Source organism: Chitinophaga sp. YR627 (assembly GCF_900114995.1).
In the GTDB taxonomy this organism is placed as follows: Bacteria; Bacteroidota; Bacteroidia; order Chitinophagales; family Chitinophagaceae; genus Chitinophaga.
In genome coordinates, this window is record NZ_FOUX01000005.1 from 712,039 (window position 1) to 731,890 (window position 19,852).

Annotated in this window: 18 protein-coding genes; 8 read left to right on the forward strand and 10 right to left on the reverse strand. The window is 44.8% G+C overall.

Features of this window, described 5'->3' with window-relative positions; all coding sequences use genetic code 11:
* Nucleotides 1-145: 145 nt before the first annotated feature.
* Both BMZ72_RS27970 and BMZ72_RS27975 read right to left on the reverse strand, forming a co-directional pair.
* Nucleotides 146-1,990: a glycoside hydrolase family 2 protein gene (locus BMZ72_RS27970; RefSeq protein ID WP_089813303.1), complete on the reverse strand. Its 1,845-nt coding sequence runs from the start codon at nt 1,988-1,990 to the stop codon at nt 146-148.
* Nucleotides 1,991-2,111: 121 nt separating this feature from the next.
* Entirely contained in the window at nt 2,112-2,870 is a 759-nt protein-coding gene (locus tag BMZ72_RS27975) for a nuclear transport factor 2 family protein (RefSeq protein ID WP_089813305.1), read from the reverse strand.
* 107 nt (nt 2,871-2,977) lie between these two features.
* Between BMZ72_RS27975 and BMZ72_RS27980 the strand changes: the two genes are divergently transcribed.
* Entirely contained in the window at nt 2,978-3,865 is an 888-nt protein-coding gene (locus tag BMZ72_RS27980; RefSeq protein WP_089813307.1) for a serine hydrolase, read from the forward strand.
* 53 nt (nt 3,866-3,918) lie between these two features.
* On the opposite strand, the gene BMZ72_RS27985 is transcribed toward BMZ72_RS27980, so the two are convergent.
* The 3 genes from BMZ72_RS27985 to BMZ72_RS27995 all read right to left on the reverse strand — a co-directional run bounded on the left by BMZ72_RS27985 (nt 3,919) and on the right by BMZ72_RS27995 (nt 6,731).
* A complete protein-coding gene (locus BMZ72_RS27985; RefSeq protein ID WP_089813309.1) occupies nt 3,919-4,728 on the reverse strand; it encodes a helix-turn-helix domain-containing protein in 810 nt (269 codons plus the stop codon).
* A gap of 43 nt (nt 4,729-4,771) precedes the next feature.
* Nucleotides 4,772-5,743, reverse strand: coding sequence for an aldo/keto reductase (locus BMZ72_RS27990; RefSeq protein WP_089813310.1), 972 nt, complete (start codon nt 5,741-5,743; stop codon nt 4,772-4,774).
* An 85-nt stretch (nt 5,744-5,828) separates the two neighbouring features.
* Complete coding sequence (locus BMZ72_RS27995) at nt 5,829-6,731, reverse strand: transglutaminase domain-containing protein (RefSeq protein ID WP_143087804.1); 903 nt, start codon at nt 6,729-6,731, stop codon at nt 5,829-5,831.
* 171 nt (nt 6,732-6,902) lie between these two features.
* Here BMZ72_RS27995 and BMZ72_RS28000 point away from each other — a divergent pair, with 171 nt between their 5' ends.
* Complete coding sequence (locus tag BMZ72_RS28000) at nt 6,903-7,970, forward strand: sensor histidine kinase (RefSeq protein WP_089813314.1); 1,068 nt, start codon at nt 6,903-6,905, stop codon at nt 7,968-7,970.
* On the forward strand, nt 7,967-8,689 hold the full coding sequence (locus BMZ72_RS28005; protein WP_089813316.1) for a LytR/AlgR family response regulator transcription factor: 723 nt from the start codon (nt 7,967-7,969) through the stop codon (nt 8,687-8,689). The genes BMZ72_RS28000 and BMZ72_RS28005 overlap by 4 nt, the downstream gene beginning before the upstream one ends.
* 59 nt (nt 8,690-8,748) lie before the next feature.
* On the opposite strand, the gene BMZ72_RS28010 is transcribed toward BMZ72_RS28005, so the two are convergent.
* A complete protein-coding gene (locus tag BMZ72_RS28010; RefSeq protein ID WP_089813317.1) occupies nt 8,749-8,997 on the reverse strand; it encodes a hypothetical protein in 249 nt (82 codons plus the stop codon).
* A gap of 144 nt (nt 8,998-9,141) precedes the next feature.
* Between BMZ72_RS28010 and BMZ72_RS28015 the strand changes: the two genes are divergently transcribed.
* Together BMZ72_RS28015 and BMZ72_RS28020 are read left to right on the forward strand one after the other, a co-directional pair.
* On the forward strand, nt 9,142-9,957 hold the full coding sequence (locus BMZ72_RS28015) for an SDR family oxidoreductase (RefSeq protein ID WP_089813319.1): 816 nt from the start codon (nt 9,142-9,144) through the stop codon (nt 9,955-9,957).
* A 22-nt stretch (nt 9,958-9,979) separates the two neighbouring features.
* A complete protein-coding gene (locus BMZ72_RS28020; RefSeq protein ID WP_089813322.1) occupies nt 9,980-10,888 on the forward strand; it encodes a helix-turn-helix domain-containing protein in 909 nt (302 codons plus the stop codon).
* A gap of 253 nt (nt 10,889-11,141) precedes the next feature.
* Here BMZ72_RS28020 and BMZ72_RS28025 read toward each other — a convergent pair whose 3' ends face one another.
* The 3 genes from BMZ72_RS28025 to BMZ72_RS28035 form a co-directional block, all read right to left on the reverse strand.
* Complete coding sequence (locus tag BMZ72_RS28025) at nt 11,142-11,894, reverse strand: M57 family metalloprotease (RefSeq protein ID WP_089813324.1); 753 nt, start codon at nt 11,892-11,894, stop codon at nt 11,142-11,144.
* Between the two features lie 368 nt (nt 11,895-12,262).
* On the reverse strand, nt 12,263-13,573 hold the full coding sequence (locus BMZ72_RS28030) for a DMP19 family protein (RefSeq protein ID WP_089813326.1): 1,311 nt from the start codon (nt 13,571-13,573) through the stop codon (nt 12,263-12,265).
* A gap of 196 nt (nt 13,574-13,769) precedes the next feature.
* Nucleotides 13,770-14,510 (reverse strand): SDR family oxidoreductase, encoded by a 741-nt coding sequence (locus BMZ72_RS28035; protein ID WP_089813329.1) that lies wholly within the window; start codon nt 14,508-14,510, stop codon nt 13,770-13,772.
* A gap of 101 nt (nt 14,511-14,611) precedes the next feature.
* On the opposite strand from BMZ72_RS28035, the gene BMZ72_RS28040 reads away from it, so the two are divergent.
* The 3 genes from BMZ72_RS28040 to BMZ72_RS28050 all read left to right on the forward strand — a co-directional run bounded on the left by BMZ72_RS28040 (nt 14,612) and on the right by BMZ72_RS28050 (nt 16,878).
* Nucleotides 14,612-15,187 carry a Crp/Fnr family transcriptional regulator gene (locus BMZ72_RS28040; RefSeq protein WP_089813331.1) on the forward strand — a complete coding sequence of 192 codons (576 nt, stop codon included), beginning with the start codon at nt 14,612-14,614 and terminating at the stop codon, nt 15,185-15,187.
* Between the two features lie 97 nt (nt 15,188-15,284).
* Nucleotides 15,285-16,028: a peptidase associated/transthyretin-like domain-containing protein gene (locus BMZ72_RS28045; RefSeq protein WP_089813333.1), complete on the forward strand. Its 744-nt coding sequence runs from the start codon at nt 15,285-15,287 to the stop codon at nt 16,026-16,028.
* 100 nt (nt 16,029-16,128) lie between these two features.
* A complete protein-coding gene (locus tag BMZ72_RS28050) occupies nt 16,129-16,878 on the forward strand; it encodes a lysophospholipid acyltransferase family protein (RefSeq protein WP_089813336.1) in 750 nt (249 codons plus the stop codon).
* A 90-nt stretch (nt 16,879-16,968) separates the two neighbouring features.
* On the opposite strand, the gene BMZ72_RS28055 is transcribed toward BMZ72_RS28050, so the two are convergent.
* Nucleotides 16,969-19,713, reverse strand: coding sequence for a putative LPS assembly protein LptD (locus BMZ72_RS28055; protein ID WP_143087805.1), 2,745 nt, complete (start codon nt 19,711-19,713; stop codon nt 16,969-16,971).
* Nucleotides 19,714-19,852 lie beyond the last annotated feature (139 nt).

The following is a 19,852-nucleotide window of genomic DNA, read 5'->3' on the forward strand; positions in this document are numbered from 1 at the left end:
GCAATTATATTTGAGGGTTTTTAAATGACGGGGTAAAACAAATCGGGGTTACTGCATTCTCACGGTTTCTCTCACTAAATTTAATAAAAAAACCGCCTCAGTTACCTGAGACGGCTTTAATTTAATATTATTCCTTCCACACAACTTACTTCGCCAGTGCCGGATTATACAGTTTCGTATTCGCTTCTTTCATCTTATCCACAGGGAACTTATCCACCTTACGATCATACGTCATAAAACCATTGATCTCACCTTCCACATCGGTCGTCTGTGTATACACCGCTGCAGATAACCCCAATGGGATCAGCTGCGCGATCCTTTGTGTAAATTCATTGTAACGTTTGAACATATCCTCTGAGGTCTTGAATGACTGATAACCCCAGTTCTTGTTCTGCTGCCAGGTATGTCCATCTACAGGTAAACCTAATCCGCCGAACTCTCCCAATACCAGGATCTGTTTTTCGCCAAACAGCTCCGGACTTGGCATCGCAGGATGCGGATAGTTATGCAGATCCAGGATATGACCGGTGATGTAGAAGTTACCACCACTTGCACTGTTTACCAGTCTGGATGGATCTTTCTTCATCGTCCACTCTGTGATCTCAACAGTTTTGAACTGACCCCATGCTTCGTTGAATGGAATCCATACAACGATACTTGGATAGTTATGTAAAGCATCCATGATAGCATTCCACTCTTTACGATAGTAGCCTTCTGATGCAGCAGTACGGTCTTTGTCAGTCTGATGATCGTAGATCCCAGGACGGTTTTCCCATCCGTTGCCTCTGTCACCGCTTGGCATATCCTGCCACAACAGGATACCTGCTTTATCACAATAGGTATAATACGTTGCCGGCTCCACTTTAATGTGTTTACGGATCATATTAAAGCCCATTTTCTTCAGCTGATCGATGTCGTACACCATCGCTTCATGTGTAGGTGGTGTATACAGACCGTCAGGCCACCAGCCCTGATCCAGCGGACCATACTGGAATAAGAACTCATTATTCAGCATCATACGCTGTACCCCTTTCGCGTCCTTCGCCATGGAGATCTTACGCATTGCAAAATAGCTTCTGATCTCATCTACAGGTTTGTTATTACGCACCAGTGTCACTTTCAGATCATACAGATAAGGATTGGAAGGAGACCATAGCTTCTCGTTGGACATAGAAATAACGGCTGCTTCCTTTGCATTCGCTTCCTGCTGTGCAATCACCTTATCGCCTTCCAGCACTTCGATTTTCAGCTTATCGCCATCCTGCACGTTCTGCACATCCGCAGAAAGCGTGAGCGTGTGTTTATCCACATCAGGCGTTTGTTTGGTAGAAGCGATGTATGTCTTCGGAACGGCTTCCAGCCATACTGTCTGCCAGATACCTGTCACAGGTGTGTACCAGATACCTTCCGGTTTTACGACCTGTTTACCTGCGGGTTGCGGACCATCATCCGTTGGATCCCACACGCGTACAGCTACTTCCTGTTTACCCCCCTTCTTCAGGAAAGACGTAATATTGAAGCTGAAAGGATCGTAACCACCTTCGTGTTTACCCACGCTGGCACCATTCACAAAAACTTCTGTTTGCCAGTCTACAGCACCGAAATGCAGCAGTACTTCCTTGTTCTTCATCGAAGCAGGAATACTGATAGTGGTTTTATACCACAACAAGCTGTCTTTTCCAACATTGCGGCCTACGCCTGACAATGCTGATTCCACAGCAAAAGGAACAAGGATGCTTCCATCATAAGTGGATGGTTGCGGTTGAGACTTACCTGTAATTGCATAACTCCAGAGACCATTGAGATTTTGCCAGTTATTACTTCTAACCAGCATCGGACGTGGATACTCGGGCAAAGGTGCTTTAGGATCTACCTTCTCAGCCCATTGGGTTACAATTCTGTCTTTGATCAGATGCCACTGTTGCTGCTGGGCATTTGCTGCCGTAGCGAGACACACAGATGACAGCAGACAGGATACTAGTTTTTTCATACATGATAGATTGTAGAGGCTAAATTTAATCAAATGTTTTAAAAAGTACTAGTCACTGAAACACAGGTAGTTCTATTTAAATTCCATTAACAATTCATCTCTGGTCTTCCAGCTATCGTTTTTATTTTATCTTCGGCAGCACCTCTGCAACCACACCATTTTCCTTCACCGTCATCTTCCGATCCTTCTCAAACTCAAACACCAGATCACGGTCTTTATCAAAGAAAACATCCTCTTTCTCCGCATACAGCCGATATAATTTGCCTTTGACCTTCATCACCAGGACTCCTTTCTCTATTGTAATCTGCACCTCTCCTACATTCGGTCCCTGATACGTTCCCACATAGGCGGACAATACCTTTTCCGGTAATGATATTTCCTGCCGTTTGTTCTGATAAGTAGCAGGACCATGGTCATAACTCAATAAGTTCTTCATCTTCCATACACCCGCCTGTTTCAACCATAGATGGGTAAATGAGGCATGTCCATCCAGCATTGGCCCCTTTCCTGTTTCCAAAATATAAAATACATGTTCTCCCGATAATATAGCCCCATAGATCGCATTGTCTTTCCTCAATGGAAACACTTTATACGATCCGGGTACCGGCTCCCTTTTAAGGTGCCAGTTACTGTTACTGCACAGATTCTTACTGAATGATCTGACAAGCGCAGGCAACCCAATAGTCGGCCCTCCCTTATCATGATAAAATTCCACATCCGGGGTAAAGAAGGAGCCCATCGCGCTGGTATCACAACGGTTATATGCATCCCAGAACAGACTATCCTGGCGGATGATCAAAGCGGATAATTCGGCGTCCGTCTGCTGCGCAAATAACACATTACAACAGAGTAAAAGCAAAAACGTGAAAGTTGTCTTCATGGCTGGGGTATATTTTGTACTATACAAAGTAATACAAAGCAACCGCTTTACCAATATGCTGAAAATCTCGTCATCGTTTTTTATCTTGGTAAAAACGGTTACTTATCATGAAACGATACCTGCTTTTATTCCTGCTGCTGCCCTCTCTTGTATTTGCACAACAGGACCGCAAACTGGAAAAAGGGCTAAAAGAGATCATTACCGGCTTTCAGGGTGAAGTGGGTATTTACGTCAGGAACCTGAAAACAGGTCGTTATGTGGATATCAATGCCGATACTATCTTCCCTACCGCCAGTATCGTGAAGATCCCTATTCTGGTCGGTGTATTCGATAAGATCGAAAAAGGAGAACTCAGCTACCATCAACCGCTCATGTACCGCGATTCTATTAAATACGGCGGTTCCGGACTAATGCAGTTCTTCAAAGACAGCACAGAGACTGACCTGAGCGTATTAGTCGCCTTAATGATGGCCTACAGCGATAACACCACCTCGCTCTGGAATCAGGCCCTTGCAGGCGGCGGACAACGCATCAATGAACTCATGACCCAATACGGACTGAATAACACCCGCGTGAACTCCCGCACACCGGGCCGGGAAGCAATAAGAAATGTATATGGCTGGGGAATGACCACGCCGCGTGAAATGTCAGAACTGCTGGTAAAGATCCGTAAGGGAGAAGTGATCAGTGAGAACGCTTCTTCCCGGATGTACAGACTAATGACACACGGTTATTATGATGAAGTTGGATTGTCGCAGATCCCACCCTATACACAGGCAGCCCATAAATCAGGCTCCGTAGATGCATCCAGGTCGGAGGTCATTCTGGTCAATGCGCCACACGGTGAATACGTGTTCTACGTCGGTACTAAAAACAACAAAGACCAACGCTGGACCAATGAAAACGAAGCTGAAAACCTGATCAGAAAAGTCTCCGCTTATCTCTGGGAACATTACGAACACACCGGTAAAAAGAAACGCATAAAAAAGGAATAGCCCCCTATCATAATAAGGGAGCTATATCCAACAGAAATCATTTACCAACCGGATCAGTGCCAGTCAGTAGGTGACCTACCAAATTTCTTTTTGAAAGAATTTGAAAAATGCGCCAGGCTCTCAAAGCCCAGATCAAGATAAATAGCAGAAGGTTTCCTGTTCTTTTTTTCTATCAGATGACGTGCTTCTGTCAATCGCTTATCCTGTAACCAATGCCTGGGCGCCATGCCAAATGCGGTCTTAAAATCGCGTTTAAAGGCAGCGAGACTTCTCCCTGTCAGCTCCGCAAACTTGGTAACCGGAACATTGAAGTAAAAGTTACTAAGCATGAACTTTTTCAGGTCAATCTTATGAGGTGCCGAAAAATCAAATAAAAGATCACTGAGTGCAGGCATCGCATGTAAAAGCAATGCCACCGCCTCCTTTACCTTTAATATCCCGATCGCCGGAGGAATGTTCGCTTCCCGGTTACGCGCATAAGGTATCACCGATTCAAAATACCCCTTCAGAAAATCATTGACCGGCACAAGAATATTACGCGGACCAGCATAAGGCTTATTCACAACTATTTTTTCCTCCAGCGCTACTTTCCTCAACAGATCTTCCTGTAGCGTAATAACGATCGTCTGATAGTTTTCACCCGGTAATGGCATTTTTGTGATCTGCCCCAGCTGATTTTTACCGATCAGTAACATCTGCCCTTTCTGCAATGAAATTTTCTGACGGGCAGTCTCCAATGTAAATTGCCCGGACACCTGTAGTACCAGTACATTATGCTCCAGAAAGGCAACATCATCCTTACGCTGACTGGAAAGATAAGAGTAAAATAATACCCCGGGAATGATAACGACTGGATTCTCCATTTACATAAAGTTATGAAAGCTGAACGTTTGCTGCTACAATCAGTTAACGTTGCAGATAAGTACTGCCAAGAATCGCTCCGGGGGCGAAGTCTGTATTTAACCGATCGATCTCTGCCGCGGTAAAGGAAATATCCATCGCCTGCATGTTTTCAGGCAGTCTGGACCTCCGGCTCATACTCACCAAAGGCATAATATGCTCACCCTGTCTGTTTACCCAGGCAATAGCCAGTTGCGTCGGCGTACAACCTTTCTCCCTGGCCAGCTGTTTCAACAGTTCGACCTTCTCCAGGTTTTTGATCAGGTTATCCTCCTGAAAACGCGAAAAGTGTGACCGGTAATCTTCCGCTGCAACCGGCGCCTTCATTTCTCCTGTCAGCAGACCTTCGGCCGTATTTGCAAAAGCAACGACACCGATACCCAGTTCCTTCGCCGTTGGAAGAAGCGCACTTTCTATCTGGCGGTCCGCCAGTGAATAACCTATTTCCAGCGCAGTTACCGGATAAACAGCATGTGCCTGCTTCAGCTGATCTGCTGTGATCTCAGAAACACCCAGGTGACGCACTTTGCCTTCCTTTATCAGATCTGCCACAGTACCGATAACATCTTCCACCGGCACACTGTCATTGAGTCTGCAGGGCTGGTAAAGATCGATAGTATCCACCCCTAAACGCACCAGTGAATAATTTATAAAGTTTTTAATCGCTACAGGACGTATGTCCAGTCCCAGCAGCTGTCCGTTATGGAATATAGCGCCAAACTTCACACTGATGAAAGCATCATCCCGTCTGCCTTTGATCGCTTTTCCCACTAATAGCTCATTATGACCGCTACCATAGAAGTCACCGGTATTTAAAAAGTTAATACCATTGTCCAATGCCTCCTGAATGGTGGCAATACTTTCTGCTTCATCATTTGTACGTCCTCCCCAGGTGGAAGACATACGCATACAGCCTAATCCGAGTTTAGACACAAGCGGACCATTTTTCCCCAATGCCATTGTTGTTATTGTTGCCATTGTCGATTGATTTAGAGCTACAAAGGTGAGGCTTTATACGCCCCACCCGATTGCCCCAATGGCTCAATTTATTTGCCTGTATGGCTCACCTGTCTGAAGGTAGTTGCCAGAAAGCGCGGTTGTTATTGGTATGGTAACTGATGACATTCGTATTACGGCTTACAGAAGTCTCAAACATATCCACCGCAGGGTCCTTACTACCTGCAGGCAGTAATTCCACATACTGCAACACCTTTCCAGCTGAGCGTGTCTGTGAATCATAGGTGCTGTTTACCGGACATATCAACCGGTACATATGCTCCGCCATAAATGTATACAGGTATTGTTCTTTCTTTGTCGGCACCTGATGATAATTAGCGCCTGCATTCAGGTACATCGGTTTTCCATTCACCAGCCGCTCCCGCACTTCTTCCACACTCAGGAAATTACCCTTCTCATCTTTCACATAAGCATTATCCTGCGGGTCCATATAGATCCATTTCCGGAGTGATGGCATATAAACAGCATTGATCACATGTCCGCCGTTAGGCTCCGGGTATTTGCCGGAAAAACAGATCACAGAACGGGATTTGAACCCCATCGAAAGAAAGATCTCATTCATAGCAATGGACAAGGGATAACATCCCTGGCCTACCTTCTTCTCTCTGTAACTGTCAATAATGTACCGGGCTGTCAGCACTGGCAGCGACCGTACATCTTCATGCGGTACCTGGTTATGAAACCATTCCAGTAAACGGATCGCGCGTTCCGTCTCGGAACCCTGCCCCGCAATACTATCCAGGTGATAGATCTCACGCAATGTTACCAGCGCAGAATCATCCGGAGACTGATAAGTAAAGACCGGAAATGTCTGTTGCTGCGTAGTGTCATAGGGCGGCGTCTTTTTCAAATGGTTTATTTGTAAAAGCTGCTCCTTATCGGCTTTCTGTCCGAAGCTTACTGATGCGGCCATACACATCAGCAAAAGGATCGTTATGGTATATCTCATACCCGCAAATATATCAAACGGGAAAAACGGGCGACTGTATTTTAGACCAGCACGACGAGCGATACCGCAGATAGCTGTTTTTGCACGCTGCACAGTTACGCGGTTTAGAAAAGAGCGTTGACGGCAACAGATTACCTGTTTATCGGGAAATAATAAAAACAGCAAAAGAATATGCACCTTAGCGGGATGAAACTGATAGGGAAAATACCGTGGCAGACGATCTCTATGCACCTGCTGTTCTGGTCGCTGCTGATACTGTATCAGGCGGTGAGTTACGACTGGGAAAACACCGATCAACTGGGCTTCAAACTGGTGCCACAGGTGATATATGTATCCATCCCTGTCACCATTGTCATGACCTATGTCAATCTATATATTACGATGCCGCTGTTTTACTACCGGCGGAAGTATATTGCATACGGCGGGATGCTCCTGCTGACCCTCCTGTTAAGCGGCCTTTCCATCAGATTGCTGACGCATACCTTCATACTACCCTGGGAAAAGGTACACGATCCGCTACGTTATGCAAGAGAGAATAAAAACTTCTGGATACCCGTTCGCATATTCCGGATGTCGCTACAAACCTATCCGGTTATCGCAGCCGCTTCTCTGCTGGAACTAATGCGCAAAGCCTACATACAGGAAAAACACCTCCGGGCATTGGAGAAAGAAAAATTCTCCGCGGAAATAGCTTTATTGAAGGCACAGATCAATCCGCACTTCTTCTTCAATACGCTCAACAGTGTGTACGCACTCACCCTGAAAGGTTCCGCCCTGGCAGCCAAAGTAGTATTCAGACTTTCGCATCTGATGCGCTATATGCTCTATGAAACCGGAGCGGAGAAAGTGTTGTTACAGGACGATATCGATCACCTGGAAAACTACATCAGCATAGAACAGATGCGATTCGCCGACCGACTGGACCTGAGCTTCGAATACTCCGGCGATATCTCCGGTAAAATGATCGCGCCACTGCTGCTGTTACCCTTTATAGAAAATGCTTTTAAACACGGTATAGAGGAAGATGCCGGCTGGATCACCATCAACCTGAAAGTCAGTGAAGACCGGCTGTTTCTCAAAGTGGAAAACAGCTATCCGAAACATTATAAAGCAAACGGCGGCGGTCTCGGACTCCGGAACGTACAGCGCAGACTGGAACTGACCTATCCCGGACGCCACACACTACTGCTGCATAAAACAACAGAATCTTTTGAAGCTGATTTAAAGATAGATCTATGAGCAATATCACCTGTATTGTCGCTGATGACGAAGAACTGGCAAGGGAAATTATAGAAAACTACCTTTCCCGGCTACCTCAGCTGGAACTGATCGCCTCCTGCACGAATGGAATGGAAGTGTATAATGTATTGAGAGAAAAAAGGGCCGATATCCTGTTTCTGGATATCAAAATGCCGCAACTCAGCGGGATTGAACTACTGCGTACACTTAAGCAACCCCCAGTCGTCATTATGACCACCGCTTATAAAGAATACGCACTGGAAGCCTATGAACTGAACGTGATCGACTATCTCGTAAAACCAGTTTCTTTTGAACGTTTTCTGAAAGCGATCAGCAAGTACGAAACACTAACAGGCATAACCGGTAAAACACCAATGCCTTCTTTAAAAGAACAACTTAAAAACGAAACACCCGCTTTTATCTATGTGAAATCAGATAAGAAAATGGTCAGGGTACTGCTCAGGGATATTCTGTACATTGAAGGACTGAAAGACTATGTTCAGCTGCATACAACAGACAAAACCATTACCACCTACCAGACGCTGACTTATTTTGAAGAAAAACTCTCTGCCAATCATTTCGCACGCGTACACCGTTCTTTTATTATCTCATTTGACCACATCAGCTCCTACTCTGCCACACAGATAGAAATAGGCCCGCACAGTATCCCTATAGGGGCCTCCTATGCCCGTGACCTCCTGAAAAAACTACAGGCATAGCCCTGTGGTCATTGACTGACTACATCCGACTATGCCTGTTATAATACATATAATACTGATCAACACTCTGAATAATCAGAAGAGAACTTTCCGTTAATAGCATACAGCTTATCAATCCTGATCTCTGTCTGGTCTTCCAGCTTCAGCCATTGAAATCCGTCCCGCTCAAAAACGCTTTCAATAAGACCGTTGGCACGGGTAACACCGTTATCTTCGTATAAAATCCCTACCTTCTGTTTGCTCTCGAAAAGCTCCACTACATATGGATAAAACGTACCGCCAACCGGAATCGTATCTTTCTTGTCCATGGTGATTGTTTTTATATACACAAATTTACCTATTAAAGATCGCATAACCAATCAATCCGGAAATTGTACAAATCAAGCGTAGATATGTATAAGTCCGGGCCTTCCCAACGCCGGAAATTTGTGTTGTAATTAAATCAATCACAAATGAAAAAGACAGTATTAATCACCGGTGCCTCATCTGGTTTTGGAAAAGAAACAGTGTTACGATTTCACAACGAAGGATGGAACGTTATTGCGACCATGCGCAACCCGGAAAAAGAGCGCACATTTTCAGCGCTGGAGAATGTATGGATCACTCGTCTGGATGTTACAGATAAAACAAGTATTACACAGGCTGTTGCCGGCGGACTCGAAAAATTCGGCCGTATCGACGTACTCGTCAATAACGCCGGTTATGGCGCTATCGGAACGATTGAAGCCGCTTCAGATGAAATCATCCGTCGCCAGTTTGAAGTCAACCTTTTCGGCGTAATAGCTGTTACCAAAGCAGTATTACCTGCCATGCGTAAACAACAACAGGGCATTATTATTAATATCTCTTCCATGGGGGGCCGTATCACCATTCCTTTCGGCGCACTCTATAACGCAACCAAATTTGCGCTGGAAGGACTGACAGAAGCCATGCAGTATGAACTGAATCCACTTGGTATAAAATTGAAACTCATTGAACCCGGCAGTTACCGCACAAACTTCAATGGCAGTTCCATGGACTTCTTTGGCACAGGAGATATAGCAGACTATCAGGCGATGTTTGAGAAATTCACCACCATCGCCAAAAGCCCAGGCAGAGGTAATACCAATATCACAGAAGTCAGCGACGCCATCTATCTGGCAGCGACGGATAATGCGGAACAGTTACGCTATGTAGTAGGCGCCGATGCTGCAAATATGATCAGCTACAAACTGGAAAAAGGTGATGTAGCCTTTAAACAGCTGGTACCAGGACACTTTGGTTTATAATTCTCCGCCGTATCTTTAGGTTATGCAGAACAGATATGTAGATATCAACACGATCAGTGAATTGCACGCATTCTACGGATGCGGCAAACCTCAGCATCCGCTGATCACTGTTATCGACCTGCTGGCGGTAAACAGGGAGCACATTCCCGCAGATGGATCATTCTATCGCCTGGGCTTTTACAGTATTTTTTGCAAGCAGTTCAAAGGACTCCTGAAGTATGGCAGGTCCCATTACGACTTCAGCGAAGGCTCCCTGATGTTCACAGCGCCCCACCAGGTAACCGCCTCCAGCAGAGACATACAGATAGAAGAAGGCTGGGGATTGTTCTTCCATCCCGATCTTATTAACAACACCACCCTTGGCAGAAAGATCAATGAGTATAGCTTCTTTCACTATGATGTAAACGAAGCACTGCATTTATCAGAAGAGGAAAAACGTACAATTGGTGAGTGCGTCAATAACATCAGAAAAGAATATGCACAGAACATCGACAAACATACCCAGGGACTCATCCAGAGCAATCTGGAATTGCTGCTGAACTACTGCAACAGGTTCTATGATCGTCAGTTCTTCACACGGGCCCATATCAGCAATGATACCGTAGAACGTTTCGAACACCTCCTGAAAGATTATTTCTCACAGGACTCACTGATCGAAACAGGTCTGCCGGATGTAAAATACTTTGCAACCCGCTTACACCTTTCGCCTAACTACCTCTCCGACCTGCTCAATAAATACACAGGTAAAACAACGCAGGAACACATTCACCTGCAACTGGTAGACCGGGCTAAAACCTTACTCTGGAGTTCCGATAAACCGATCAGCGAAATCGCCTACGATCTGGGATTTGAACATCCATCGCATTTTACAAAGATCTTTAAGAACAAAACTGGACAGTCGCCGAAAGCGTTCAGAACAATTAGAAATTAAGAATTAAGAATTGCAGCAACATCCTGTCATAAATCAATAAACAGACTATTATTCATAGCCAAATAATAAAACACTTAGTTATACAAAAAGAGCGACTCTTCTCATAAGGAAAGTCGCTCTTTTAAATAGTATTAAGACAATTATCAATTATAGCTGGTCATCTGTACAAGCGAAGTTCGTTCCCAATTAGAAGACACCTCATTTGATACCACATGAAGCCAATAATAATTCAATTCTTAATTCTTAATTTCTATCACGGGTACAATACCTGTGCAGCCTGTTTGTCTTTTGTAGACAATACGGTCGCACCACTACCACACTGACCACCATTCATCAATGAAGAGGCATCAGTACCACCTACACCAGGAACAGCAGTAGCGCTTGATTCACCGATAGAAGACCAGTTCGTATGTCTGAAAGACACATTATGTCCCATCTCATGACAGATGGTACGTGCACGCTGTGCAAAGCTATTACCAGCGATATAGGCTTTGTTGATACGGATAGTACCCCCTGCACGGCCACCGGAAGGGAATGTACCGGAACCGCATACACCACTGCCCAGATTGCTGTCAATGATGATCACATCATAGGAGGAGCCTGTGGTCACTGTCCAGTTGATAGAACAACCGGAAATAGCATTCCACTGGCTGATAGCAGAATTGATCTCTGATGTCATGGAAGTCATGGAAGCATCGATACGCAGACGAATGTTTGTCACATTGGTCGAAGACACCAGACTACCCGTATAATACTGTTCTGTCTTTGGCTTGCCGGAAGGCACTTCCATGTCTTTAGGGAAGACGATATCGCCTTCAGCAATAAACTCTTTTGCATTTTCGACAACCGCATTGTCAGGGAATCCCAGGTCGCGAATGTAAGCGCGTACTTTTGCTGCATTATCATACTCTGTTTGTGGCGTCTCACCGGGACCTTCGGCTGACTTTTTACAGGCTGCAAAACAAATGGTCAGGAGGAGCAGCAGCGGAAGAAACATGTTTTTCATGTTGTTGCATTTAGGTTTTAAAAGTGAAGATTAGGGTAATAAAAAAGCATTATCCGGGCGCAGAACATCATCACCATGCATGCTTGCTACATAGGATACCACAGGAAAAGTTATTCAATAGCTACAGCGTTCACTTTAAACGTCGGTATACATTAGGCTCTCAAAAAAAGTTCTGCGAATTTGATTGATACGATTTAGTTCAGGCTGACAGATTTAGATTCGGGTTTCATCAATGTTACAACTATTTATTCAGCAAAGAAAGCGATTTAATTCGGCGGCTGAGAAGAGATGTCAGTCAAATTATCTAAAATGGGCCATGCCTCACAAATGAAGAGACCGGCCCATTATTATCATACAGTTTATTGATTTTATTTTTGTTTTACCACCCGCACAAACTTTCCATTTTCATATTCCCTTACAGCTTCTTCATTACCACTGTCATCATATTCAATATTCAAACCGTGCTCCACCCCATTAACATAGGTCCTTTTAAGCCACAATTTTCCATCCTTGTAACCAATTGATTCACCATTAGATAAATAATTTTCACAATTCACCACGTAATTATAAAATGAAAACCTGCTGTTTTCTTCTTCAAAATCATAATCATAAAAAACACCATTCCCATTAATTAATGTTTCCTTTTTATTCTCGTCAAAACAAATCAGGTATTCACTCAATTTATTGAAGCGTTCATTCTCAATTTTTTTAAGCGTGTGGTAACTTCTTATCTGTCCATCATCAAAATATCTCCTGATGTGAATCTTTTCTGTTTCGTCCTCCCAGTATTGCGCTTTTATAGTGCCGGTATCGTAAAATCTATCCCTGAACACCATATTCGAATTATAGCTGTCTTTTACTATTCTTTTTGTGTGCGATTCCAATTGCCCGTTAGGATAGTATTTCAGTATATGTTCCATGTTCCTGATACTGTCGTCACTTCTTTTCTCCTCGTATGGCTGTCCTTCTTTAAATTTCTTTTCAGCAACCTGCTTACCCTTGCGATAGACTATTTCCTCCACCTGAACATCGTCCACATATTTTTCATATTTTCCTTCCGGCACTCCTTTCTTTACTTCTAAGACTTCTAAAACATTATTGGTCCTATGTTCTACCCGGCCGGTATACTTTTTATCTATCGGTTTAATAAATTGTTCCTGATGCGCTCTGATAAAAGCTTCAACGTCCTTATATAACTGTGCGTTTATCTTGAAATAAGGAATGTTGTTTTTGTTAATAATGTCGTGTTTATCCTTCAGATAAAGGAAATACACCTTTTCAACCAGCTCATAATATTTTTTATTAGGTAATCGCTTTAAACCATTTAAAACCGGTGGGAAGTATTTATCATAGCCATTGTCAATGAATTGGCTGAAACCTCCATTTGTAACCTGACCATCCAGATACCACCAGAAGAATAGTAACTTTTGTTCGGGTGATGTGACTGCGATCGCTTCAGTCAGGTCCTGTTGTTTTTTCTCCAGATGTACAGCAACCATTTTCGACAACGGACTCAATACAGCCCAGTTAAAATCCATATTATGTAATCTGTAATAGTCAATCGGGGATATCTCTGGCCGGATCTGATCTTCCGGGTCGGTTTTACTATAAAGATCCCCGTTTAGATGTCCTTCAATGAATTCTTTGTCCGCAGTTGATAGTTTGTAATTAGTCTTCATGGAATAAGATCAGTTTGGTTTTTCGGCCACTTGCTGCCATTTGGGAAGCACTAAATATACACAAATATTATAATACCAAACCAACTACATCCTCCCGCTATTAATTAAAAAGCGGACAACCCTTTCAACAGGAAGAATCGTCCGCTTTTATTCCACAGCAACACATTACTGCTTAATTCTTATTCTTAATTCTTAATTAAATAAGCACACCACCACCATCAACGGTCAATACCTGTCCTGTGGCAAATTCCTGCTTCATCATATACACAAAGGTCTGCGCAATATCTTCCGATACACCCACTCTCTTCACCAGCAATGCATTTCCCAGCGTTGTGAAGATATTCTCTCTGTCTGCTTCCGGCATGCCATTCCACAAATTGGTCCTCACTACACCAGGTGCAACCAGGTTCACTCTCACAGGCGCCAGTTCCACTGCCATGGCACGGGTAAATCCTTCCATCGCCATACAGATGCTGGATGCTACACCCCATCCTGCATTTGGACGCTGGCCCGCATTACCACCGGTAAGATTAATAGAGCCTCCTTTTCTGATATGCGGAGCGGCATATTTTACAGCGGCAAAAGCCCCCCAGTAACGCACGTTAAAAAAACGCTGTGCATCTGCGATGTTGGTCTTACTGATTTCCTGTAAAGTGAGGTTCTCTCCTGCCGTATAGATCAGGTGATCAAAACTACCCGCACCTTCAAAGAAAGAACGGATGTTCTCTTCGTGTGAGAGGTCAACCGCGTAGCCTTCACTGTCAGCCGGCAGTAATTTCAGCGCCTCGTTAATACGCTGCTGATTGCCTGACACAATAACTACCTTTGCACCCTCTTCCGCAGCGGCAATAGCTGTTGCCAATCCCAGACCGGAACTTGCTCCCAGTACAATCACCCGCTGACCTTCCAACGTTTGTTTCTTAATCTGTTTTTCCATGATTATTCGTTTGATATGTCAAAGGTCGCCCCGGCCGGATTCATGGCACTGAACAAATGGTAAAAACGGAATAACTGCATCAAATTGCGGATATTTGCGGTATGGACAGCCAGCTATTCAATTATCTCCAGCCAGGGAATACCTTTTCTGCAGCAGAACAGGCAGAGATCCTGCAGGCTTTTAGCCGTAAGACCTTCAAAGAAGGAGAGACCCTGTTCCATTCCGGGAATGTCTGCCGCCAGCTGTTTTTTATCTGTAAAGGCGTGATCAGAATACTGGTACAGGGAGAGAATGGTAATGACGTGACCTACTTTTTCGTCAATGAAAATCACTTTTGTACGATCCTGAAAAGCTTCACCACACAGACGCTCGCACACGAATCAATCGTAGCCGCCTGCGAACTGGAAGTACTGATCATTGACAGAGCCGCACTACAGGATCTCTACAAGACATATCCACTGTTAAAACCCATGATAGACGAACGTATACAACAGGCCTTGCTGGAAAAGATCAATATACGTAATGCCTACCTGGGTCTCGATTCCACAGCCCGCTATCAGGTCTTCCTGGAAAAACAAACCGACATTGCCAGAAGGGTGCAATTAGCTGATGTTGCCTCCTATCTGGGCATCACCCCGCAATCTCTCAGCAGGATCAGACGAAACAAGGCTTTTTAGCTGTCCATCCCCGGCAGACGACCGTTCATCTAAAATGAAATGTTAATATTTACGGTATTCTTGATTATCTTTTTCAGCTGCCTTAGCTTAGCCCATAATGAGTAATTCTACCCTTATACTAAAAACGGTCCTGTTTCTTATACTGGTGCTGGCAGGCGGAATCGCCACAGCGCAGGTACGGGTATACGGTACAGTATACGATCGGTCCGGCCGTTTTGGTATGCCCTATGTCAGCGTTATGAATTCCGGCGGCGGTGGGACTGTCACCGACTCCCTTGGCCGCTACAGTCTCAATATGGCACCTGCAGATTCCCTCAGCTTCTCCTACCAGGGAAAAGCGACCATGAAGATCCCGGTAGCAGAGATCCCGCGTAACCGTCCTTTTGATACGAAAATTCATGTGGACGTTACGACCTTGCCTACTGTTGTCGTGGAAGAAAAAAGGAGGACCTACCAGATGGACTCCATCGCTAACCGTATGGAATACCAGAAAGTATTTAACTACAGTCCTGAATATATCAGTACCGGTAGTACGGTCGTAGGCTTCAATCTCGACGCCCTGCTCTCCATGCGGAAGATCAAAAGAATGGAACGGTTCAGAGATCATCTGATAGACCTCGAACAGGAAAATTATGTCAACCACCGTTTCAATAAAGCACTCGTAAAGAAACTGACCGGCATCAGCGATTCCACTGCCCTGGAAGCCTTCATGCAACGCTACCGCCCCAGCTACTACCAGATCCTGGAATACGACACCGAATACGATTACTTCAGATACATCAAAGACCTTGGCCGTTATTTCCGGTATGACTGGAAACGCGAGCACCCTGAGAGCAAATAAGCTTTTTTTAGTACGTCCCTGCAGGCATGTACGCATATATAGGAGATAGTCCCTATATTTATATAGTAAATACAGGGTCTCAAGAATAACTCCGACAGATATGAAATGGCTTACGAACCTCCTGGCCAGGTTATACGCTACCTATGCATTGATCGCCTTTATCTGCACTATGCTGATCATGCTGCTGCCTATGTGGCTGGTCTCATTACTTCCTGCTCCGGGGAACATCCGTTACTTTATGGCCCTCGGGCGTGCCTGGATGCATGTATATATGCCCCTGATCTTTTGTCCGGTAAGGGTGAAAGGCAGGGCGTACTTCGATGCTGACCAGCCCTACATCATCGTGTGTAACCACAATTCCATGATGGACGTGCCCACCACTACCTACGCCATTCCAGCCGCCAGCAAGAGCCTCGCCAAGGAAGAAATGAAGAAAGCGCCGATCTTCGGTATCATGTATAAAGTAGGTTCCGTGCTGGTGAACAGACATGACCCGGAAAGCCGCAAACGGAGTGTAGCAGAAATGAAAGAAGTACTGAGTGAGGGCGTACATATGCTGCTATACCCCGAAGGTACCCGCAACAAAACGGACGATCCGCTGAAATCTTTCTACGATGGCGCATTTACGCTGGCCATCGAAACCCACAAACCAATCCTGCCCACCGTTATTTTTAATACGCGTAAGATCATGCCGCCGGGTAAGGTATTTTATGCCCTTCCACACGCAATAGATATCCATTTTCTGGCGCCAATAGATACAACAGCACTAACTCCCGCCGACCTGGAATCATTGAAAGAAAGGGTGTTTAAAACGATGTGGGAGCATATCGAACAATACTGGAAGAAATAGACAATACGATTATACCAGACCATATAAAAACGAAGAAGGCGCATATCATATGCGCCTTCTTCGTTTTTATATCTTTTACTAACCGCGTAGCTACAAATCGTAGAACGTTCGCGATCGGTTGATCCTGAGATCTCTTAAAATACCGGACTTCGGACTGATCGTAATACTGAACTGACGGTAGGTACCGATCGGCACCAGGTTGATCGACATCTGCCAGCAGTGCAGGTCACGGGAAATATACATGTTTGTATAGGCCAGTTTCTGCTCGTTGAAGTTGTAACCACTGGTTACACCGATCTTCCATTTTGGCGTCAGACTGAAATCACCGTTAAAACTCAGGTACTGGTTGAAAGTATTTACTACCCCACCCGAGTCAACAAGGATCTGTTTGGAATAGGTCATACTATAAGACAGATCGAGTTTCCACGGAATATCAAAATCCACATACTCACCCGGATTTCTTCTTACCTGCTCCAGCTGACGCTGTTGTGCCTGGAAAGCCGCATCCGTACTCTGTTCGTTTTCTATGTTATTGATCTGCTGTTCTTTATCTTTTGCTTTCTTGTCCTGTGACTGGAAAGAGGTACTCATCGCAATGCTCGCATTTGTCAAACGGCCAAGGCTCAGTTTACCGGCATTCCATACATATTTATCCAGTCTCCGGCCACGGGAGTTAACCTCATATGGGTCTATGCTACCGCTGGCGGTAATGTTCAGTTTATCAAACAGGTTGGTACGCGCATAGATACTGAACGGCGCCAGTTTGAAGCTGTCTGCCAGCAGGTTATACGATGTATTGATACCAAAACCATCCAGCAGCTTGATCTTTTTCTCATGATTGGCCGAGGTATCCTTTTTCGAGAAGACCTTCATTTCGAGGTTGTTATCCAATCCAAAGGAGATCGATCCGGCCCGCCCATCCGAAGGCACACCCACCGAAGAACTGAGGAAGTAAGACTGTCTTAAGCTATCCCCGTCCCTGTTATACTGCAGATAATAATAAGCGTTTCTCGCGAGGTCAGGCTGGTAACTCATACTGATCGTCGGACGCATCACGTGTCTGATGGCTTTGATCTTGGAAGTCTTGCTGAACTGGTACATACCATACACGGCGGTAGACAGTGAAATACTGGCGCTGGCCTGTCTGGCACTATAGAATCCGGATTCATAAGTGGTATCAATACCACCAAGGGAGTCAATGCTGATACGCTTATTAGCATTCCATTTTCTTATCGTCTTCTTGGTGAACCAGTATTCTGAATAACTCACACCCGGTGACAGGGTAAAGTTCTTGAACACCGGAATAGAGAACGAAATAGGTACGGAATGTTTTACACCGGATTGTAACGCGTCAAACATCTTCGACTTACCAAACACAGAATCCTTAAAGGTCACACTGTTATTCAATGTACCATTATAACCTACCCCCAGTTTATGATACCATTTCGCCTTACCCACCACTTCTTTTGGCTGGAAAGGATAGATCGTATTCACTGTGAATGTCGCTGACGGGAATGCGATGTTCACATCACGCGTGGTCAGGTTCTGTGAGTGAGAAAGGCTGGAAGTAAAGTTGAAAGGCTTACCCTGCCAGGTCTTTGAAAAGTTAATGGAAGATGACAAGGTATTGGTCACACGGGAAGCATAGTCAAATACGTTATAGGTATTGAACTTTGCTGTACCGAAGTTCACACTTGCACCGAAAGTAACACCCGGACGGGCCTTACTGTCCATGCTGTGGTTCCAGGTCAGACGGAAGTCGCGGGATTTGGTAAACTCTGTTTTTACTGCCGGATCCCCGAAACGGGTATTGGCAATACTCAGGGTGAAACCACCATTGTAATGATAACGCTTGCGGTAAGTAGGACTGACCATCAGCTGCCAGCTACCATAAGAATAGATCTCACCACGCAGGGTCATATCAAAATTATCTCCGAGACCTATATAATAACCACCATTCTGTAAACCCATCCCTTTTTGCGCATTCACGATATAACTCGGTACCAGGATCCCTGATTGTTGGCCGTGCGTGATCGGGAATATTGCAAAAGGTATAAATAATGGTGTTGGTACACCTTCGATCTCAAGGTTTGCAGGACCGGATATGACCAGTTTATCAGGAATTACCTTGATCTTATTGGCCCTGAACTGAAAGTGAGGCGTATCCAGGTTACAGGTAGTGTAGCCATTTTTATAACCAAAGATGCTGTTGTCAGGTTCGCGTTTGGTCTGCTCACTCAACACATATCCTTCCCCATACTGGGAACGGGTATGTATGATCTTTGCACGATGTGTTGCGATATTCACTCTCAGTGTGTCTGAGTCGAAAGCCTGTCCATTATCTTCCAGCTGCGGGCGGCCATAAGGTTTTCCGGAGGTATCGGTTGCTGTGGTAGCTTCCATAATACCCGTAGCCTGGTTATAGGTCATACGCTCCGCATTCAGTGTCGTTTTCTGATATTTGGTATTTGCGGTACCATAGAAATAGAAACGTTTATCCGGCACGAGGAGCACGATAGAGTCTTTTGCCTTATAGGTAATAGGCGCTTCCAGACTATCTTTCGATACCTTTGGCAAATCCAGACTATCCGTACCGGTGTTTTCTTCAGGGAAACCTTCTTCGTTCACCTTAGGTTCCTCCGTAATTACCGGCGCTGCTTTCTTTGGCAGTTTGTTAGTATCGGGAACAGCAGGTTGCGTAACAGGTTTTGGTACGGTATCTGTGAAACTTTTGTTAAAACGTCCTCCGGCATTTGGCGCGGGAGTTGCTACTGCGTTTATTATAAAAGGAATGACAATTAATATACCTGCAAAAGTCAGGTATATCTGTCGCAAAAACTTTTTATAATTATTTTTGTAATTCAGGTGCATGTGTTAAGCGGGCACAAACCTACAAGATTTTATACAAATTATTATCAATTGTAAAACGAAAATGAGCACCAGGCCAAACAAAGCATCCAGTCATTTATCGGAC